Below are 16,872 nucleotides of genomic sequence, written 5' to 3' on the forward strand. Positions count from 1 at the left end.
CTCAACCCTTCGCTTCCACTTCGGCCACCACGACCAGCGGCTGCCCCGGGTGCGGTTCGGTGAACGCCGCGTGGAGCGCGTCGTGGTCGCGCCCGTCCACCGTGCGCGCCACCCAGCCCTCCACCTCGAAGCGCCGCCCGATGCCACCGGGCCAGCCCCGGCTGGCCGACCGGTTGTCCACCACCACCGCGGTCAGCTGCGCCATGCCCTCCCGCCCGGCCAGCGCGATCGCCTCGTGGTTGGACCCCTCGTCCAGTTCGGCGTCACCGAGCAGCACCACCACCCGCGCGCCGATCCGCTGCGCGCGCAGCCCGTAGACCTCACCGACGGCGAGCCCGAGTCCGTGCCCGAGCGATCCGCTGGAGATCTCCACCCCCGGCACGCGCATCCGGTCCGGGTGCATGCCCAGCCGCGACTCCACCCCGCCCCAGCCGGGCAGGTCGGCCTCGCGCAGGAAGCCCTTGGCCGCCAGCACCGCGTAGTAGGCCATCGGACCGTGCCCCTTGGACAGCAGGAAGCGGTCGCGCCGGGGATCGCCAGGGCGTTCCGGCGAGATTTCGAGAACCCGGTCGTAGAGCACCCACAGAACGTCTACAGTGGACGTCGCCGCCGCGGTGTGCTTCTCGTCGCCGGTCATCAGGCCGATCAGCCGGGGCAGCTCGCGGTAGCCGGTGGTCGGCCGTGTTCCAGTGGTCATGTTCACGAAGGTGCAACCTCGACCTAAGTCGAAGTCAAGGCTATGGTGACCGGGTGACCAAACTCGCCGACCACCTCAGCATCGGGCAGGTCTCCGAGCGCAGCGGGGTACCGCACACCGCCCTGCGCTTCTACGAGGACAAGGGCTTGATCCACTCCGAGCGCTCGGCCGGGAACCAGCGCCGGTACGCCCGCTCGGTGCTGCGCCGGATCGCCTTCATCCGGGCCGCGCAGCGGGTCGGGCTGAGCCTGGAGCAGATCAGCGAGGCACTGTCCACGCTGCCGAAGGACCACGCCCCGACCAAGGCGGACTGGACCCGGCTCTCGCGCAACTGGCAGGCCGAGATCGACGCGCGGATCGACGCGCTGCAGCGGCTGCGCGACCGGCTGACCGGCTGCGTCGGCTGCGGTTGCCTGTCGCTGCGGGTCTGCGGGCTCTACAACCACGACGACCAGATGGCCCGCTTCGGCCCCGGCGCCCGGCTGCTCAAACCCGCTGCCGAAGGCGGGGTCTGAATCCGGCGCCCGGGAAGTACCCTCGAAGGCGCGATCGCCGGAGAAGGAGCCTGATGCACCCTGGGACGGACGCCCCCGCCTCGACCGGGCCGTGGCCCGGCCTGACCGAGCGGGTCACCAGTGAGCTGGCCGGCTCGCTGAACCTGCGCCGCACCGCGTTGCGCCTGCTCGACCTCCTCCGCCCCGCGTTCGCCGACTGGGTGGTGCTCGCGCTGCCCGAGCTCCGCACCGGCAGATTGGTGCTGCACGGCGGCGCCGACCTGACCGCCACCACGCCGATCACCGCCCGCGTCGACCGGGAACGCGGCCTCGGCCACGTGCTCACCTCCGGGCGCACCGACGTGCTGCACGTCGCCGAGGACACCGACGCGGTGGGCGGGCTGGACGCGATGATCCCGCACGCCGGGCTGCGAGCCGAGGCCGCCGAACTGCGCCCGGCCGATGTCGCCGGGATCCCGCTGACCGCGCGCGGCACCACCATCGGCGTGCTCATCCTGGTGCGCGGCGCGCGCCGCGGCTTCCCCGCCGAGGACATCGCCTTCGCCGAACGGCTGGCCGCCCGCGCCGCGCTGGCCATCGACTCGGCGCAGCTCTACGAGGACCGCACGCACGTGGCCTCGGTGCTGCAGGCCGGGCTGCGCCCGCCGGTGCTGCCGGAACTGCCCGGCGCGCGGATCGCCGCGCGGATCCGGTCGGCGGCCGCGCACCTCGACCTGGCCGGCGACTTCTACGACGTGCTCGGCTCCGGTGACGACTGGCTGGTGGTGCTCGGCGACGTCTGCGGCAAGGGGGTGGAGGCCGCGGTGCTGACCGGCCGCACCCGGCAGAGCATCCGCACCGCCGCCTACTTCGACCGGCGGCCCAGCCAGGTGCTGACCGCGTTGAACACCGTGCTCTACGAAGCCGAAGCCAGCCGGTTCGTGGCCGTGGTGTGCGTGCGGCTGCGCCCGATCGGCGACGGCAGCTCGGCGGTGGCGAGCGTGGCGGTGGCCGGGCACCCGCCGCCGGTGATCATCCGCGCCGGCGGCACCATCGAGCAGATCGAGGCCGTCGGCACGGTCGCCGGGGTGCTGCCGGACCTCGCCTTCCGGGAGGTCGACGTGCGCCTGCACCTCGGTGACACCATGTTGCTGTTCACCGACGGCATCTACGAGGCACGCGGAGCGGATGACTTCTACGGCATGGAGCGGCTGGTGGAACTGCTGCCCCGGTACGCGGGCGCCGGCCCGGAGCCGCTGTGCGAGGCGGTCGAGCAGGACGTCTGCGACTACCTCGGCGGCCGCCCGCACGACGACATGGCCCTGTTCGCGGTGACCTGGGGACGATGAGCGCTTTCGACACGGCCGAAGCGGCGGCCCGGTTCGGCCGGGCGCTGGTCTCGGTGGACACCCGGTCCGCCACCGGACTGGTCGGCGACCTGCTGGCGCACGGCGCCGATCCGGTGGTGGTGCTGGTCGAGGTGATCGCCGCCGGGCAGCGCGAGGTCGGCATGCACTGGCAGCGCGGGGAATGGACGGTGGCCAAGGAGCACGCGGCGACCGGGGTCTCGGCCGCCGCGGTGGCGGTGGTCGCCGCCCACGCCCGCCGGGTGCCGGTGAGCCGCGGCCGGGTGGTGGTGGCCTGCGCCGAACGCGAGTGGCACGCGCTGCCCGCCTCGCTCGTCGGCCACGCCCTGCGCGCGCACGGCTGGGACGTCACCCTGCTCGGTGCCTCGACCCCGGCCGCGCGGCTGAGCCAGTACCTGCACGACCTCGGCCCGGACGCGACCGCGGTCAGCTGCTCGGTGCTGGGCGCGCTGCCCACCAGCCGCCGGTTCATCGAAGCCGCCACGGCCGCCGGGATTCCCGTGCTGGCGGGCGGTTCCGGCTTCGGCCCGGACGACCGGCGCGCGCTCGCACTCGGCGCCACGGCCTGGGCTCCGGGCGCCTACGCGGCGATCGACGCGATCGCGGCACTGCCCCCGGTGGTCCCGGCGGCACCACCACTGCCCGCCGCGGCCGTCGCCGAGCAGGCCCAGCTGGAGCAGGCGCACCCCCGGCTGCTGGCCAGGCTGCGCAGCGGGTGGTCGCTCGCCGCGGGGGTGCTGACCGGCGCGCCGGCGGTGGCCGACAGCCTGGAATCGGTGGTGAAGGACGTGCTCGACCAGTCGCTGCACGCGGTCTGGGCGGCCCTGCTCACCGGGGACCCGCGGCCGATCGGCGAAACCGCGGCGTGGGTGGCCGAACTGCTCGACGCCCGCGGTGCCGACCCCCGGCTGGTGGCCGAACTCCGCGACCTGCTCGCCACCGTGCTGGTGGACTTCCCGTTGTCGAGCGAACTACTGGCCGGGGCGCGATGACCGAATTCAGCTACGACGTGGCGCTGGACGACGACCGGGTGGTGGTCACCACCGCCGGGGCGCTGGACGCGCACACCGGTGCCGAGTTCCAGGTGGCGCTGCGGGAACTCGCGGAGCGGCACCCCGAGCTGGTGCTCGACCTCGCCGGACTGACCTATGTGGACTCCACCGGGCTGAGCGCGTTCATCGCCGCGCACAAGCGCGCCAGCGCGCGGGGCGGGCGGGTGCGGCTGAGCGGGGTGCCGCCGTTCCTGGCCAGGCTGCTCGCGGTGACCGGGCTGAACACGATCCTGCCGGTGCTGCGGTGATGGACGACCAGCAGTTGGTCCGGCTGTCCAAACGCCTGTCGAAGCACCTGCGCCACGATCCGGCGGCGGCCGGGCTGGTGCTGGACGAAGCGGGCTGGGTCGAGGTGGACGCGGTGCTCACCGCACTCGGCATGAGCCGGGAACAGCTCGCGGAAGTGGTGGCGCGCAACGACAAACGGCGTTTCTCGTTCGACGGGACGGGCACCCGCGTCCGGGCGAACCAGGGCCACAGCGTGGCAGTCGACCTCGGCCTGCCGACCGCGGAGCCGCCGGAGATCCTCTACCACGGCACGGTGGCCGCCGCGTTGCCGTCGATCCGGGCGGAGGGCCTGCGCCCGATGCGACGGCACGCCGTGCACCTGTCGCCCGACGAGGAAACCGCGCGCCGGGTGGGCGCGCGACGGGGTGCGCCGGTGATCCTGCGCGTGGCCGCCGGGCGCATGGCCGCGGCCGGGCACGTGTTCCAGCTGAGCGCCAACGGCGTCTGGCTGACCGACGCGGTGCCGCCGGAGTACCTGGGCCCGGCCGTAGCGCAGTGAATGTGGCTTTCACTGCACATTTCGCCGTGAAAGCCACATTCACTGCATCGGCCTGAGCTAGCCGACCAGCCAGGCGATGGCGCCGCCGACCGCGAGCACCGCGCCGACGCCGAGCAGCACGGCGAGCACCTTCGCGGTCTTCCACGTGCTGTACACGCCGCCGATCAGGAAACCGGCCAGCGCCAGCAGCCCGACGACGATGAATTCCTTCGGCACTACAGCACACCCTTGGTCGACGGGACACCCTGCGCCCGCGGATCGGCCTCGGTCGCCGCGCGCAGCGCCCGAGCCACCGCCTTGTACTGCGCTTCGGCGATGTGGTGCGGGTCGCGCCCGTGCAGCACGCGGACGTGCAGCGCGATCTGCGCGTGGAACGACAGCGAGTCGAACACGTGGCGCGTCAGCACGAACGGGTAGTTCCCGCCGATGGTGAAGGAGTTGAACTGCTCCGGCTCACCGAGGTGCACGCAGTACGGGCGGCCGGAGACGTCGATCGCCGCGTGCGCCAGCGTCTCGTCCATCGGGATCCACGCGTCGCCGAAGCGGCGGATGCCCTTCTTGTCCCCGAGCGCCTGGCGGATCGCCTGGCCCAGCACGATCGCGGTGTCCTCGACCGTGTGGTGCGCGTCGATGTGCACGTCCCCGGTGGCGTCCACCTTGAGGTCCAGCGAACCGTGCGCGCCGAACGCGGTGAGCATGTGGTCGAAGAACGGCACGCCGGTGCCGATCTCCACCTCGCCGGTGCCGTCGAGGTCCAGCTGGACCGAGATCGAGGACTCCTTGGTGGTCCGCTCCACCTTGCCCACGCGGCTCACCTGGGCACCTCCTTCGTGAACACGTCCTTGGCGACGCCGAGGAAGGCGTCGTTCTCCTCCGGGGTGCCGATGGTCACCCGCAGGTGCCCGGCGATGCCGACGTCGCGGATCAGCACACCCTGGTCCACAAAGGACTGCCAGGCGGCCGGCGCGTCGGCGAAGCGGCCGAACAGGATGAAGTTGGCGTCGCTGGGCACCGGCGTGGCGCCGAGGCCCAGCAGCGCGTCGGCCACCCGGTCCCGCTCGGCCGCGAGCTTGGCCACCGAGGCGAGCGTGGCCTCGGCGTGGCGCAGCGCGGCGCGCGCGGCGGCCTGGGTCAGCAGCGACAGGTGGTACGGCAGCCGGACCAGCTGCAGTGCGTCCACAATGGCCGGTGTGGCGGCCAGGTAGCCCAGCCGTCCCCCGGCGAACGCGAACGCCTTGCTCATCGTGCGGGAGACGATCAGCTTCGCCGGGTAGCGCTCCAGCAGGGTCACCGCGCTCGGCTGGGCGGAGAACTCGGCGTAGGCCTCGTCCACCACCACGATGCCCGGCGCGACCCGCAGCACGGCCTCCAGCTCGGCGGTCGGGATCGAGCCGCCGGTCGGGTTGTTCGGGCTGGTCAGGAACACCACGTCGGGCGCGCGCTCGGCGACCACCCGCGCGGCGGCCTCGGTGTCCAGGGTGAAGTCGTCGCGACGCGGTTCGGGCACCCACTCGGTCCGCGTGCCCGCCGAGATGATCGGGTGCATCGAGTAGGACGGCTCGAAGCCGAGCGCGCTGCGCCCCGGCCCGCCGAAGGCCTGCAGGATCTGCTGGAGCACCTCGTTGGACCCGTTCGCCGCCCAGAGCTGCCGCTCGGACAGCGCCACACCGGTGCTCGCGGACAGGTAGGCGGCCAGGTCGCGGCGCAGTTCGACGGCGTCGCGGTCGGGGTAGCGATGCAGGCCGGCGGCCACCTCGCGGACGGCCTCGGTCACGTCGTCGACCAGCGCGTCCGGCGGCGGGTACGGGTTCTCGTTGGTGTTCAGCCGGACCGGCACGTCCAGCTGGGGCGCACCGTACGGGCTGCGTCCGCGCAGGTCCTCCCGCAACGGCAGCTCGTCCAGGCTTACTTCGTCCACATCGACCAGCCTAAGGCGTGGCGAAGGCCTCACCGCAGCCCGGTCACCACGGTGAGGAACTCGTCGAGCTGGTCCGAGGTGACGAAGTAGTGCGGTGAGGCCCGCACCATCGAGCTCAGGCCGCGCCGCCCCATGTCGAACCTGGTCGAGCCCTCGGAGGTCACGCTGACCACGATGTCCTTGTCCCACAACAGGTCCTTCACGCGCGCGGACTCCAGCCCGTCGACGGTGAAGGTGACGATGCCGCTGGGCCGCTCCCCCAGGTCGTGCACGGTCACGCCGGGGATCGCGGACAGCCCGGTGCGCAACCGCCCCGCCCGCTCGCCGATCTCCGCGGCGATCTGGTCCATACCCAGGTCGAGCGCGTGTTCGGCGGCCTTGAGCAGGCCCAGTCGCTCGGCCACGGCGAACTCCCACAGCTCGTGCAGCCGCGCGTCCTGGCGCGGGCGGTACTCCCACAGCCCGGACCAGTCGGCCCCGCTGTGGTCGAACAGCCGGGGCCGCAGCCGGTCGGCGACCTCGCGCCGGACCACCAGGAACCCGGTGCCCCGCGGCCCGCGCAGCCACTTGCGCCCGGTGCCGGTGATCATGTCCACGCCCAGGCCGGCGGCGTGCACCGGCAGCTGGCCCACCGACTGGCAGGCGTCCAGCAGCACCAGCGCGCCCGCCTCGTGCGCGGCCTCGGTCACCTCGCGGACCGGGTTCACCAGCCCGCCGTTGGTCGGGACGTGCACCAGCGAGACCAGCTTGACCCGCTCGTCGAGCCGGTCGCGCAGCGCGGCCACGTCCAGCTGGCCCGAGGCGTCCGAGGGCACCAGGTCGAGCCGGGCACCGGCGAGTTCGGTCAGCCGCATGAGCGCGACCGCGTTCGCGCCGTACTCGGCCTCGCTGATCAGCACCCGGTCACCCGGTTCCAGCGGCACCGAGTCGACCAGGGTCAGCCAGGACCGGGTGGCGCTGTCGGTGAAGGCGACCTCGTCCGGTGCGCAGCCGAGCAGTTCGGCGAACACCGGGTAGGCGCGCTCCAGGTCGTCCTGGCGTTCGGCGGCCGCGCGGTAACCGCCGACCTCGGCCTCGCGGCGCAGGTGCCCGACCACCTCGTCGAGCACCTCGGGCGGTGGCAGCGAGGACCCGGCGCTGTCGAGGAAGATCACTTCTCGAACCTCGCGGTGACGGCCTCGCCGTGCGCGGGCAGGTCCTCGGCGTTGGCCAGCGCGACCACCTTGCCCGCCACCTCGCGCAGCGCCTGCTCGCTGTAGTCGACCACGTGGATGCCGCGCAGGAAGCTCTGCACCGACAGGCCGGACGAGTGCCGCGCGAAGCCGCCGGTGGGCAGCACGTGGTTCGAGCCGGCGCAGTAGTCACCGAGCGAGACCGGCGCGTAGGCCCCGACGAAGACCGCTCCCGCGTTGCGCACCCTGGCCGCCACCGCGCGCGCGTCGGCGGTCTGGATCTCCAGGTGCTCGGCGGCGTAGGCGTCCACCACCCGGAGCCCGTCGTCCACAGTGGACACCAGGACCACGCCGGACTGCTTGCCGGTCAGCGCTTCGGTGACGCGCTCGGTGTGCTTGGTGGCCGGGACGCGGCGGGCCAGCTCGGCGTCCACCGCGTCGGCGAGCCGCTCGGAGTCGGTCACCAGCACGCTGGCGGCCAGCGGGTCGTGCTCGGCCTGGCTGATCAGGTCGGTGGCCACGTGCGCCGGGTCGGCGGTGTCGTCGGCGAGCACCGCGATCTCGGTGGGGCCCGCCTCGGAGTCGATCCCGATCAGGCCGCGGAGCAGGCGCTTGGCCGCGGTCAGGTAGATGTTGCCCGGTCCGGTCACCACGTCCACGCCGGTGAGTTCGGCGCCGTCGGTGTCGGTGCCGCCGTAGGTCAGCAGGGCCACCGCCTGCGCGCCGCCGACCGCCCACACCTCGTCCACGCCGAGCAGTTCGGCGGCGGCGAGCACGGTCGGGTGCGGCAGGCCGCCGAACGCGGCCTGCGGTGGTGAGCAGACCACCAGCGAGCCGACCCCCGCGGTCTGCGCCGGGACCACGTTCATCACCACGGTCGACGGGTAGACCGCCAGCCCGCCCGGCGCGTACAGCCCGACGCGCTCGACCGGCACCCAGCGCTCGGTGACCGTGCCGCCGTCGACCACGGTGGTGGTGACGTCGGGGCGGCGCTGGTCGGCGTGCACCTTGCGGGCGCGTGTGGTCGCCTCCTCCAGCGCCTCGCGGACCGCCGGGTCCAGCTCGGCCAGCGCGCGCGTGCGCTCGGCGGCGGGCACGCGGATCGCGGCCGGGCGGACGCCGTCGAACTTCTCGCCGAACTCCAGCGCGGCTTCGGCACCCCGGTCGCGGACCGCGTCCACGATCGGCCGGACCAGATGCAGTACCGCGTCCACGTCGGTTCCGGCACGCGGCAGGGCGGCGCGCAGTTCGGCGGGAGACGGGGTACGACCACGCAGGTCCGTGCGGTTGAGCATGGTACTGAGGGTAGCTTCGGGGGCGGAGAGGAGACGCCCGTGCCCCGAATCGCGCTCTGCCAGCTGACCACCGGTGCCGAGCCGGCCGCCAACCTGGACCTGGTCCGGGAGTGGACCGCCCGTGCCGCCGCCGAAGGTGCCCGGGTGGTGGTCTTCCCGGAGGCGACCATGGCCGGGTTCGGCGTGCCGCTCGGGCCGCTCGCCGAACCGCTCGACGGGCCGTGGGCGACCGCCGTCGCCGCGGTGGCGGCCGAGCACGACGTGCTGGTCGTCGCGGGCATGTTCACCCCGGCCGGCGACCGCGTGCGGAACACGCTGCTGGTCACCGGGCTCGGTGAGCACCGGGGCTACGACAAGATCCACCTGTACGACGCCTTCGGCTTCAAGGAGTCGCACACGGTGGCGCCGGGTGACTCGATCGCCACGGTCAAGGTGGACGAGACCGTGCTGGGCCTGGCCACCTGCTACGACGTGCGGTTCCCGTCGCTGTTCCACAAGCTGGCGGAGGCGGGTGCCTCGGCGGTGCTGCTGCCCGCGTCGTGGGGTGCCGGTGAGGGCAAGCGCGAGCAGTGGGAACTGCTGGTGCGCGCGCGGGCGCTGGACTCGGGCAGCTGGGTGCTCGCCTGCGACCAGGCCGACCCGGCGGTCACCGGGGTATCGGTGAACCCGAAGGCGCCGACCGGCATCGGCTACTCGACGGTGGCCGACCCATTCGGCCGGGTCCACGCGCAACTGGCCGCCGATGCGGACCTGCTCGTCGTCGACATCGACCCAGCCCTGTCCACCACTTCCCGGGAAGCCACCGCGGTCCTCCCGAACCGACGCGTCTGACGAACGCAGTGAATGTGGCTTTCACTGCGAAATCGGCAGTGAAAGCCACATTCACAGCACTGCGACGGGCACCGGCCACCGGCCACCGGGCACCGGGCACCGGCTAGGAAGGGTGGGCGATGCCTTCTTCGATGGCGAGGCGGGTCAGTTCGGGGCGTCGCCGCCGTCCGGTCTTGTCGCGGATCCGGTCCAGGTAGGACCGCACGGTCCGGACGCTGATCGACATGGCCTCGGCGATGTCCTGGTCCCGCTCCCCCGCCGCGACCAGCGAGAGCACCTGGCGCTCGCGTTCGGACAGCACCAGCTTCGGCCCGGCGTTGCGATCCCGGGTTGAGTTCAGCACGAACGAGGCCAGCGTCGGCGAGACGTAGGAGTTGCCCGAGGCGATCTCCCTGATCGCCCGCAGGATCTCCTCGCCGTCGGCGTCCTTCGACAGGTAACCCCGCGCCCCGGCGGAGATCGCGCCCAGCACCTCGGACTGCCCCGCGTGCGCGGAGACCACCAGCACCTTGTGCCCCATGCCGACCACCTCCATCACCGCGGCGGCGTCGGCGATCCCGCGCAGCTTCAGGTCCAGCACCACCACGCTGCCCGCGGGCTGGCGGCACACCGCGAAGCGCGCCACCGAGTCGGCGACCGCGCCCAGTTCGATGTCCTCGGCTTCTTCGAGCACTCTCGCCACGGCCGCGCGGTACAGGGGGTGGTCCTCGATCACCCCGACCCTGATCGCCTGCGTGCTGACCACTGCTCGTTCACCCCAGTTCACCCGAATCCGGCGGCCGCCGCCGGGTCCAGCGCGGGCCCGCTCGGCACCAGCGCGAGCAGGCCGGCGGACACCGGCAGCTTAGGTACAGCACCATAACCCAGTGCGGCCAATGCTTCACCGCTCGCGACGGGGTACTTGGTGCCGAGATCGGTGAGCACGTACACCGTGCCAGACGGCTGCTCGGCCAGCACCGCCCCACCGGAGGGTGGAACGTACACCTCGTCGGCGGTCCGCCCGTCGCCGACCGCGACCGGCTGCGGCCGCGCACCGGCGGGCAGCGGCGCGCTCGCGCCGATGGTCACCTTCGCCGAGCCGGAGCCGTCGCCCTCGGCGCACACCGCCACCGTGTCGCCGTTGACCTCCACCGCCACCGGGATGCGGTCCGGGTATCCGGCGGGGTCCGCACCACCGGCGGTCCCGGCGTCCGCGGCCAGTCCCGCCGCCGCGACGTCGGCCGCGGACACCTCGATGGTCTGGCCGCCGCCGCTGGACACCTGCGCCGCCGCGTTCGCCGGGGCCTGCATGATCAACGCGGCCTCGGTCTGGGTGATCGGCGTGAGGCCCTCGGCGCGGACCAGGTAGTAACCGGGCGAGCTGGTGCCCGCGACGCTGAGCACCTGCCCGATCTCGGTGTCGCGCACGCCGACCCGCGGTCCCTTGCGCCCGGCTCCGTCCACTTCGACGAAGTCCAGGTCCCGGCCCGCCGGCACGGTGTTCAGCCAGCGGCTGGAGACCACGATCGGCACGCGGCGGTCGTACCCGAGCGCGGCACCGGCTTCCGGGCTGAGCCGGAACCGGTGGCCGGAGCTGATCAGGTACCGCTCGCCGCCCGGCAGCCGGACCAGCAGGCCCTCCCCAGCGGCGAGCGGCCGTCCGGTGGCGGTGGCGCCGAGCAGCACCGAGGTGGCCGGTTCGGCGTCGGTCGGCTGGTCGCGACTGGTGCGGGAACAGGAGATCCACGGGCTGGTCAGCAGTCTTTCCTTGCCCGGCAACGAATCCGGGGCGCCGGGAATGCCGACCCTGGCCCCGCGCCCGGCCTTGGCCAGGTTCTTCGCCGGCACCTTCACCGTGGCCGAGCCGTCGCCACCGGCGAGCAGCCGCGCCGAGGCGTAGTTGAGCACCGGGTGCAGCGTGCCCTCCTCACCGAGGATGAACCGCGCGCCCGTCTCCTCCTCGACGATCACCTTGCCACCGGCCAGCCAGTCCTTGCCGCCCGACGGCTTCAGCAGGCCGATCACCCCGAACACGGCGGTGATCAGCAACGCCACCGCGACGCCGATGACGGTGCCGAGCACCAGCCTGCGCCCCGGTGACACCGGGTGATTGGCATCGGCCGAAACGAGTGCCGAGACCAGTCTCCGGCGCAGGAACTGGTACGCCTGGATCTGGTCCCGCTGAGTCCACACCGGTTGTTACCCCCGAAGAAGAAGGCCGTGCGCCGGAGCTAATGCTAGGTATGAATGCACTCGGTGATGTGGGCAATTTTTCCGGCAGCGCCACGGTGTGTGCCCCGATACCGTTACACAGGGGAGCGTGAGAGGGGCCATCCTGTGTCATTGTCTTCACCTGCCCCCTGGGGGAGCCGGACCGCCGCGGTCCCGCTGCCGTCCGGTGGCCGTGAGCCGGGTTCGATCGCCGATCCGGCCGCCGCGCCGTGGATCCTGCCGATCCGCGCCCGCCAGGTCGCCATCTGGGAGGTGGCCGCGCTGGGCGCGCTGGCCGCCTACGGGTTCGGCGACGGCTTCACCCCGCTGTCGATCACCGCGATCGCGGTGGCCGTGCTGGTCATCCTGACCACCTCGGTGCGGTTCACCGGCAAGCACCTGGCCGGGTGGGCGTGGACCTGGCTGACCTTCCGCCTGCGCCAGCACGACGACCGCCGCGCCGGGGCCGGGCCGATGCACTCGCTGGTCGGCGAGTTCCCGATCCGCCAGCACACCGACCGCGCGGGCAACCGGCTCGGCATCGTCGGCGTCGGTGACGGCTGGACCTCGGTGGTCCGGCTGACCGGTGGCGGGCTGCCCGCGGTGGGCACCCTGCTCGACGTGCTCGGCGCGACCTACCGCCGCGCCGACATCCCGCTGGACAGCGCTCAGCTGGTGGTCTGGACCGCGCCGCGGCCCGGCCAGAACCCGCTGCGGGTGTGCTGGCTGGCCGTGCGCTACCGGCCCGCCGACGCGCCGATCGCCGCGCTGGCCAGGGGTGGCGGTGAACTCGGTGCGTTGCGGACCACCGCGAGCGCCGCGCTGGGCCTGGCCGGCGCGCTGGCCGACGTGGGATACGAGAGCACCGTGCTGGAGGCGGGCGAACTCGGCGAGGAACTGCGCGTCGCCCTCGCCGCGGAACCGGATTTCGGTGCGGCACAAGACATTCCGGAGTTCACCGACGACTGGCGCTGGTGGTCGTCGGGAGCCGGCGAGGGGCGCATCCGGCAGTCCTGCTTCCGGCCGCTGTCCGATCGCGACCTGCCGAAGCTGGTCACCGGGCACGTGCCGACGGCGGCGTTCACCACCGTCTCGTACACGCTGAGCCGGACCGCCGCGGGCCGCGAACGGGCCGACGTGACCGTGCGGGTCGGCACCCGCGGCGAAGCCACCCCGCCCACCGGCTCCCCGACGCTGTGCGGGGTGCCGCTGGTCGCGGTGAACGGGCGGCACGCCGAACACGTGCGCCGCTCGCTCCCGCTGGCACTGCCGTGAAAGGGAACTAACCCCGGACAGCCTCGTAGACGCCGATGATCACGCCGGTGATCGGCACCAGCGACAGCAGCGCGAGGAACTCGATGATGTCCATCAGGCGCGACCAGTACGGCGACCGGTGCCCCTTGGCCACGCGCGCGGCGTAGACCAGGCAGACCACCGCGGCCAGCACGACGGCCAGCGCGACCCCGAACACCAGCGAGCGGTCGGCCTCGATGCCGAGCCAGATCCCGGCGCAGGCGAGCGCGGCGAGGCCGTAACCGATCAGCACCAGCCGCTGCGGGCCACCGGCGTACGACCTCGACCGCAGCACCCAGGCCAGGCCGAGCAACGCGGTCAGCCCGGCCTCCCACGCGCCGCCCTGGGTCACCAGCACCACCGAGCAGCCGAGCACCACCGTGCCCAGCGCGACCAGCAGCCCGGTGAGCAGGCGCTGCGCGTACGCGGTCTGCCCGGCCATCGCGGCACCCAGCGACGGGCGTTCGTCGGCGCGGAAGGAAGCCATGTCGTCCGGGACGCGCGGCAGCGGGAGACGGCCCAGCCGCAACGCGAGCATCGGCGCGAAAGCGGCCATCGCGGTGGCGAGCACGGCCAGCACCGCAGCCGCGCTGACCGGGCGCACCCCGGCCAGCAGCACGATCCCGGCGGCGGGCGCGGACAGCACCGAGGACACGGTGACCGCGACGAACCACGGCAGCCGGTCGGCCACCGTCACCGCGGACAGCGCGCCGAACACCGCCACCGCGGCGAGCCCGATGCCCAGCGGCCCGGCGTCGAGCGAGAACAACGGGTGCGGCGGGAAGGCCGACATCCCGGCGAGCAGGGCCGCGCCGATCCCGGCCAGTGCGGCGGCGGCACCGGCCTGCGCGTCCCCGTAGGCACGGCTCAGCGCCCCGCCGCCGAGCAACGCCACCAGCGCGAGCAGCCCGCAGGAGATCGGCGCGAACATCGTGCCCGCGAAGCTGGCCTGCACCAGCACGGCCGCGCCGAGCAACAGCACCACCGCGGCCGAGATCCCGGCGCGGCGGGCCAGGTCCGCGCCCCACTCGCGGTCGGACTCGCTCGCGCTGGCGATCGAATCCACCACGTCGTCGAACAGCAGCGGCGCGCGCGGCCGCTCGCGCGGGGTCAGGTAGAGCACCTCGCCGTCGCGCATCCCGGCGGCGGCCACGGTCAGCCCGGGCGCCAGCGGCGCGCCCCCGAGCCGGGTCAGCGCCCAGCCGGGGTGCTCCGGGCTGGCCTGCCCGTCGGCGCCGGCCAGCCGGACCAGCTGCGGCACCAGTTCGGCGAGCGTGCTCTGCGGGGGCAGGGCCACGTCCACCCGCGCGAGCGGGGTCACCACGGTGACCCGGCGGGTGGCGGACCCGGGTGCGACGGTCTCGGTCACCGCTGCGAAGCCCCTGCGGCGTCGATCACCGGCGCGAACTTCGCCCGGCTGGCCTCACCGAGCTTGGTCAGCCCGTTGTTGACCGCCTCGAGCACGATCTCGCCCAGTTCCCTGGCCGGGAAGCGCCGGGCGGCGTCGGGGTCGATGGAGATCTCGGTGAACCGGCCGTCGCCGCGCAGGGTGGCGACCACCTCGTTGCCGCGCGAGTAGCCCTTCACCTCCATCTTCTCCACCGACCGCTGGATCCGCTGCACCTGCTCGGTCTGCGCGCGGACCTCCTCCATCAGCGCGTTCATGTCCGGGACCTGGTACGGATCGCTCATCTGCTTCCCTCTCAGCGGTCTCAGCGGTCGACCGACACGGTGCCGTCGGCGTCGATGTCGATGTGCTGCTCGTATTCCTTGCCGTCCACGGTGAACTCGAGGTCGAGTTCGATGTCGCGGCCCATCGGCACCTCGATCGAGGTGGCCACGTCCCCCTGCTCGGTGCGGATGACGATCTCCTCGCCACCGCCGTCCCCGCCGGGCGCGGGCTGCGACGGCGCGGGGTCGGCGGGCGCGGGCAGGGTCTGGCCCGGCACCGCGTTCGCCGACGGGTCGACCGGGATCCACGCGTTGCGCGGGTCGATCAGGCCGGGGGCGAGCGAGCCACCGGCGGTGCCCCCACCGCCGGCGGCCCATTCCCAGGGCGACTGGCCCTGGTTGCCGGTGAACCCGTTCAGCGCGGGCGGCAGGTAGTTGGTGAACCCGCCGGGCGCGGCACCACCACCGCCGAACCCACCGCCGGCCCCACCGGGATAACCACCGGCGCCGGGATAACCACCGGCGCCGGGGTAACCGCCGGTGCCACCCGGGTAACCGCCGGGATATCCGCCACCGGGCAGGCCGCCGTTGCCCGCGACCTGCTGGCCGGACGGGCTGGCCACCGAGGGCGGGCTCTGCGGCGGCGCCACCGGGGTGGCCCCGATCCCGCCCGTGCCACCGGTGCCCGGCGCGGCGCCGGTGCCCTTGTCACCCCCGCCGAAGAGCTTCTCGATCTCGCTGATGATGGTGACCAGCTGGCTGATCTGCCCGGCCAGGTCGACCACGCCGAGGGTCTTGAGCAGCGCCGCGATGGCCTGGATGAAGCCCTTCAGCGAAGCGCTGGTCGCGGTGGACAGCGCCACCGCGGCGCCGTAGGTCCACGGGTTCGACATCAGCGAGGCCACCGTCGGGTTGACCGCGGCGACCACCGAGCGGTAGGCCTGCTGCGCGGTCTGGACCAGGGTGCCGGAAATGCCGAGCAGGTCCGCGCCTCTGCGCACCACGTCGATGATCTTGTTCAGCGAAGCCAGTGAATCGGCGATCTTCTTCAGCGCGGATTCGCTGGCTTTGCCCTCCCACACCTTTTCCAACTGCTTCGCCGCACCGGCGAACTCGTTGAGCAGCGTGGCGAACTCGGTCGCCTTCTTCAGCAGATCACCGACGTGCTTGGCGATCTGTTCCGGGGAACCGGAGACGATCTGCGGCAGAATGGTGATCGGCCCGCCGGACGAAGCGGTCGCGTCCATCGCGCTGGAGTTCGGGAAATACACTGCACACCTCTTTTTCATCCACGAGCCGGAAACGTGATCAGGCGAACGCCGGTCGGTAGACGCTCACTTTCGCCGGCCCGTGGACATCGGAGTCCACCAGGCCGTGGTTGTACAGCTGGCCGTTGTTGCCCGCGACCCCGATCACCGAGTCCGCCACGATGACCACGTCACCGCCGCGCACCCCGCCGGGTACGTCGCCCAGGTCGCGCGCGGTGCCCGAGTAGACCTCGATCACGCCGACGCTGGCCTGGTTGTCCGCGTTGCCCTCCAGCCAGGCGTTGAACTGGGCGGCGTCGGCGAAGCTCGCCCCCGGCTCGGCCAGTCCCGCCTGTTCCATGTAGCGCAACACGTTGCCGACCGAGCCCGGTTCGCCGCCCGCGCCGGCGCTGTCGCGCACCGCGCAGGCCGCCAGTTCGGCCGCCACCGGGGTGCCCCAGATCGCCGGCAGCACCGGACCGGCCGAGTACGGCTTGCCGCCGTAGCCGATCGCGGCCGCCTCGTCGGCGGCCTGGTACTCGTCGGCGCACTGGCGCACCAGGTCGTTCACCTCCTGCATCACCGACAGCAGGGTGCGGACCGCGGAAACCTGCTGGTGCTGCAGGGCCGCACCGGCCGCCGCGACGGCGTCACCGATGCCGGCGAAGGAGGCCGGGGGCACCTCGAGCCGTTCCAGGTCACCGACCGAGTTCACGCCGCGCATGATGATCCCGCCGACGTTGCCCGCCGCCGATCGCATCGCCTCGGGCTCCGCCCGGAACTCCTGGCTGCCGCCCATCACCCTCCCTTCCACCGGTCGCGGACCAGCGTAAGGACGGCCGAGAAGGCCGACGGACG

The 16,872-nt window shown here is 73.1% G+C and carries 19 protein-coding genes; 7 read left to right on the plus strand and 12 right to left on the minus strand.

All coding sequences use genetic code 11. The annotated features are described in order from the left end of the window. Position 1: 1 nt before the first annotated feature. Positions 2-697: a transketolase gene (locus tag JYK18_RS43200; protein WP_206809784.1), complete on the minus strand. Its 696-nt coding sequence runs from the start codon at positions 695-697 to the stop codon at positions 2-4. A gap of 53 nt (positions 698-750) precedes the next feature. On the opposite strand from JYK18_RS43200, the gene soxR reads away from it, so the two are divergent. Genes soxR through JYK18_RS43225 form a run of 5 tightly spaced genes read left to right on the plus strand, consistent with a single transcriptional unit; the run spans position 751 to position 4,397 of the window. Beyond that, a complete protein-coding gene (gene soxR, locus JYK18_RS43205) occupies positions 751-1,212 on the plus strand; it encodes a redox-sensitive transcriptional activator SoxR (RefSeq protein WP_113693324.1) in 462 nt (153 codons plus the stop codon). A 53-nt stretch (positions 1,213-1,265) separates the two neighbouring features. After that, on the plus strand, positions 1,266-2,540 hold the full coding sequence (locus JYK18_RS43210; protein ID WP_206809785.1) for a PP2C family protein-serine/threonine phosphatase: 1,275 nt from the start codon (positions 1,266-1,268) through the stop codon (positions 2,538-2,540). Beyond that, positions 2,537-3,550, plus strand: coding sequence for a B12-binding domain-containing protein (locus JYK18_RS43215; RefSeq protein ID WP_206809786.1), 1,014 nt, complete (start codon positions 2,537-2,539; stop codon positions 3,548-3,550). The genes JYK18_RS43210 and JYK18_RS43215 overlap by 4 nt, the downstream gene beginning before the upstream one ends. Continuing rightward, a complete protein-coding gene (locus JYK18_RS43220) occupies positions 3,547-3,858 on the plus strand; it encodes an STAS domain-containing protein (RefSeq protein ID WP_206809787.1) in 312 nt (103 codons plus the stop codon). The genes JYK18_RS43215 and JYK18_RS43220 overlap by 4 nt, the downstream gene beginning before the upstream one ends. Further along, the gene (locus JYK18_RS43225; protein ID WP_206809788.1) at positions 3,858-4,397 is read left to right on the plus strand and encodes an RNA 2'-phosphotransferase; all 540 of its coding nucleotides are present in this window, start codon (positions 3,858-3,860) and stop codon (positions 4,395-4,397) included. The genes JYK18_RS43220 and JYK18_RS43225 overlap by 1 nt, the downstream gene beginning before the upstream one ends. A 57-nt stretch (positions 4,398-4,454) precedes the next feature. On the opposite strand, the gene JYK18_RS43230 is transcribed toward JYK18_RS43225, so the two are convergent. From JYK18_RS43230 to hisD, 5 genes are read right to left on the minus strand one after another with little or no spacing between them, the layout of a single operon-like run. Then, positions 4,455-4,613 carry a hypothetical protein gene (locus JYK18_RS43230; RefSeq protein WP_206809789.1) on the minus strand — a complete coding sequence of 53 codons (159 nt, stop codon included), beginning with the start codon at positions 4,611-4,613 and terminating at the stop codon, positions 4,455-4,457. Beyond that, positions 4,613-5,212, minus strand: a complete 600-nt coding sequence (hisB, locus tag JYK18_RS43235) for an imidazoleglycerol-phosphate dehydratase HisB (protein WP_206809791.1) — start codon at positions 5,210-5,212, stop codon at positions 4,613-4,615. Before hisB ends, JYK18_RS43230 begins: the two co-directional genes overlap by 1 nt. Then, positions 5,209-6,324, minus strand: a complete 1,116-nt coding sequence (locus tag JYK18_RS43240) for a histidinol-phosphate transaminase (protein ID WP_206810067.1) — start codon at positions 6,322-6,324, stop codon at positions 5,209-5,211. Before JYK18_RS43240 ends, hisB begins: the two co-directional genes overlap by 4 nt. Positions 6,325-6,344: 20 nt before the next feature. Continuing rightward, complete coding sequence (locus JYK18_RS43245; protein ID WP_206809793.1) at positions 6,345-7,469, minus strand: aminotransferase class V-fold PLP-dependent enzyme; 1,125 nt, start codon at positions 7,467-7,469, stop codon at positions 6,345-6,347. Further along, positions 7,466-8,782 carry a histidinol dehydrogenase gene (gene hisD / locus JYK18_RS43250; protein WP_206809795.1) on the minus strand — a complete coding sequence of 439 codons (1,317 nt, stop codon included), beginning with the start codon at positions 8,780-8,782 and terminating at the stop codon, positions 7,466-7,468. Before hisD ends, JYK18_RS43245 begins: the two co-directional genes overlap by 4 nt. Before the next feature lie 39 nt (positions 8,783-8,821). Between hisD and JYK18_RS43255 the strand changes: the two genes are divergently transcribed. Further along, positions 8,822-9,613 carry a carbon-nitrogen hydrolase family protein gene (locus JYK18_RS43255; RefSeq protein WP_206809797.1) on the plus strand — a complete coding sequence of 264 codons (792 nt, stop codon included), beginning with the start codon at positions 8,822-8,824 and terminating at the stop codon, positions 9,611-9,613. Between the two features lie 103 nt (positions 9,614-9,716). On the opposite strand, the gene JYK18_RS43260 is transcribed toward JYK18_RS43255, so the two are convergent. Continuing rightward, positions 9,717-10,358, minus strand: coding sequence for a response regulator transcription factor (locus JYK18_RS43260; RefSeq protein ID WP_113693334.1), 642 nt, complete (start codon positions 10,356-10,358; stop codon positions 9,717-9,719). Positions 10,359-10,375: 17 nt separating this feature from the next. Continuing rightward, positions 10,376-11,785 carry a type VII secretion protein EccB gene (gene eccB, locus JYK18_RS43265; protein ID WP_206809799.1) on the minus strand — a complete coding sequence of 470 codons (1,410 nt, stop codon included), beginning with the start codon at positions 11,783-11,785 and terminating at the stop codon, positions 10,376-10,378. A 144-nt stretch (positions 11,786-11,929) separates the two neighbouring features. Between eccB and JYK18_RS43270 the strand changes: the two genes are divergently transcribed. Next, positions 11,930-13,078: a type VII secretion protein EccE gene (locus JYK18_RS43270; RefSeq protein WP_374195110.1), complete on the plus strand. Its 1,149-nt coding sequence runs from the start codon at positions 11,930-11,932 to the stop codon at positions 13,076-13,078. Positions 13,079-13,085: 7 nt separating this feature from the next. Here the strand turns inward: JYK18_RS43270 and eccD are convergent, their stop codons facing one another. From eccD to JYK18_RS43290, 4 genes are read right to left on the minus strand one after another with little or no spacing between them, the layout of a single operon-like run. After that, complete coding sequence (gene eccD / locus JYK18_RS43275; RefSeq protein ID WP_206809802.1) at positions 13,086-14,465, minus strand: type VII secretion integral membrane protein EccD; 1,380 nt, start codon at positions 14,463-14,465, stop codon at positions 13,086-13,088. Continuing rightward, on the minus strand, positions 14,462-14,788 hold the full coding sequence (locus tag JYK18_RS43280; protein ID WP_206809803.1) for a YbaB/EbfC family nucleoid-associated protein: 327 nt from the start codon (positions 14,786-14,788) through the stop codon (positions 14,462-14,464). Before JYK18_RS43280 ends, eccD begins: the two co-directional genes overlap by 4 nt. Before the next feature lie 20 nt (positions 14,789-14,808). Beyond that, positions 14,809-16,038 carry a hypothetical protein gene (locus JYK18_RS43285; RefSeq protein ID WP_307796329.1) on the minus strand — a complete coding sequence of 410 codons (1,230 nt, stop codon included), beginning with the start codon at positions 16,036-16,038 and terminating at the stop codon, positions 14,809-14,811. Positions 16,039-16,075: 37 nt separating this feature from the next. Next, entirely contained in the window at positions 16,076-16,813 is a 738-nt protein-coding gene (locus JYK18_RS43290; protein WP_206809805.1) for a WXG100 family type VII secretion target, read from the minus strand. Positions 16,814-16,872: the final 59 nt, after the last annotated feature.

This window comes from Amycolatopsis sp. 195334CR, assembly GCF_017309385.1.
Taxonomy (GTDB): domain Bacteria; phylum Actinomycetota; class Actinomycetes; order Mycobacteriales; family Pseudonocardiaceae; genus Amycolatopsis.

Coding starts and splice junctions, on each gene's coding strand:
- JYK18_RS43225 (WP_206809788.1), top strand. CDS start 3,858: ATGGACGACCAGCAGTTGGTCCGGCTGTCCAAACGCCTGTCGAAGCAC.
- JYK18_RS43220 (WP_206809787.1), top strand. CDS start 3,547: ATGACCGAATTCAGCTACGACGTGGCGCTGGACGACGACCGGGTGGTG.
- JYK18_RS43215 (WP_206809786.1), top strand. CDS start 2,537: ATGAGCGCTTTCGACACGGCCGAAGCGGCGGCCCGGTTCGGCCGGGCG.
- JYK18_RS43290 (WP_206809805.1), bottom strand. CDS start 16,813: ATGGGCGGCAGCCAGGAGTTCCGGGCGGAGCCCGAGGCGATGCGATCG.
- JYK18_RS43200 (WP_206809784.1), bottom strand. CDS start 697: ATGACCACTGGAACACGGCCGACCACCGGCTACCGCGAGCTGCCCCGG.
- JYK18_RS43280 (WP_206809803.1), bottom strand. CDS start 14,788: ATGAGCGATCCGTACCAGGTCCCGGACATGAACGCGCTGATGGAGGAG.
- hisD (WP_206809795.1), bottom strand. CDS start 8,782: ATGCTCAACCGCACGGACCTGCGTGGTCGTACCCCGTCTCCCGCCGAA.
- JYK18_RS43210 (WP_206809785.1), top strand. CDS start 1,266: ATGCACCCTGGGACGGACGCCCCCGCCTCGACCGGGCCGTGGCCCGGC.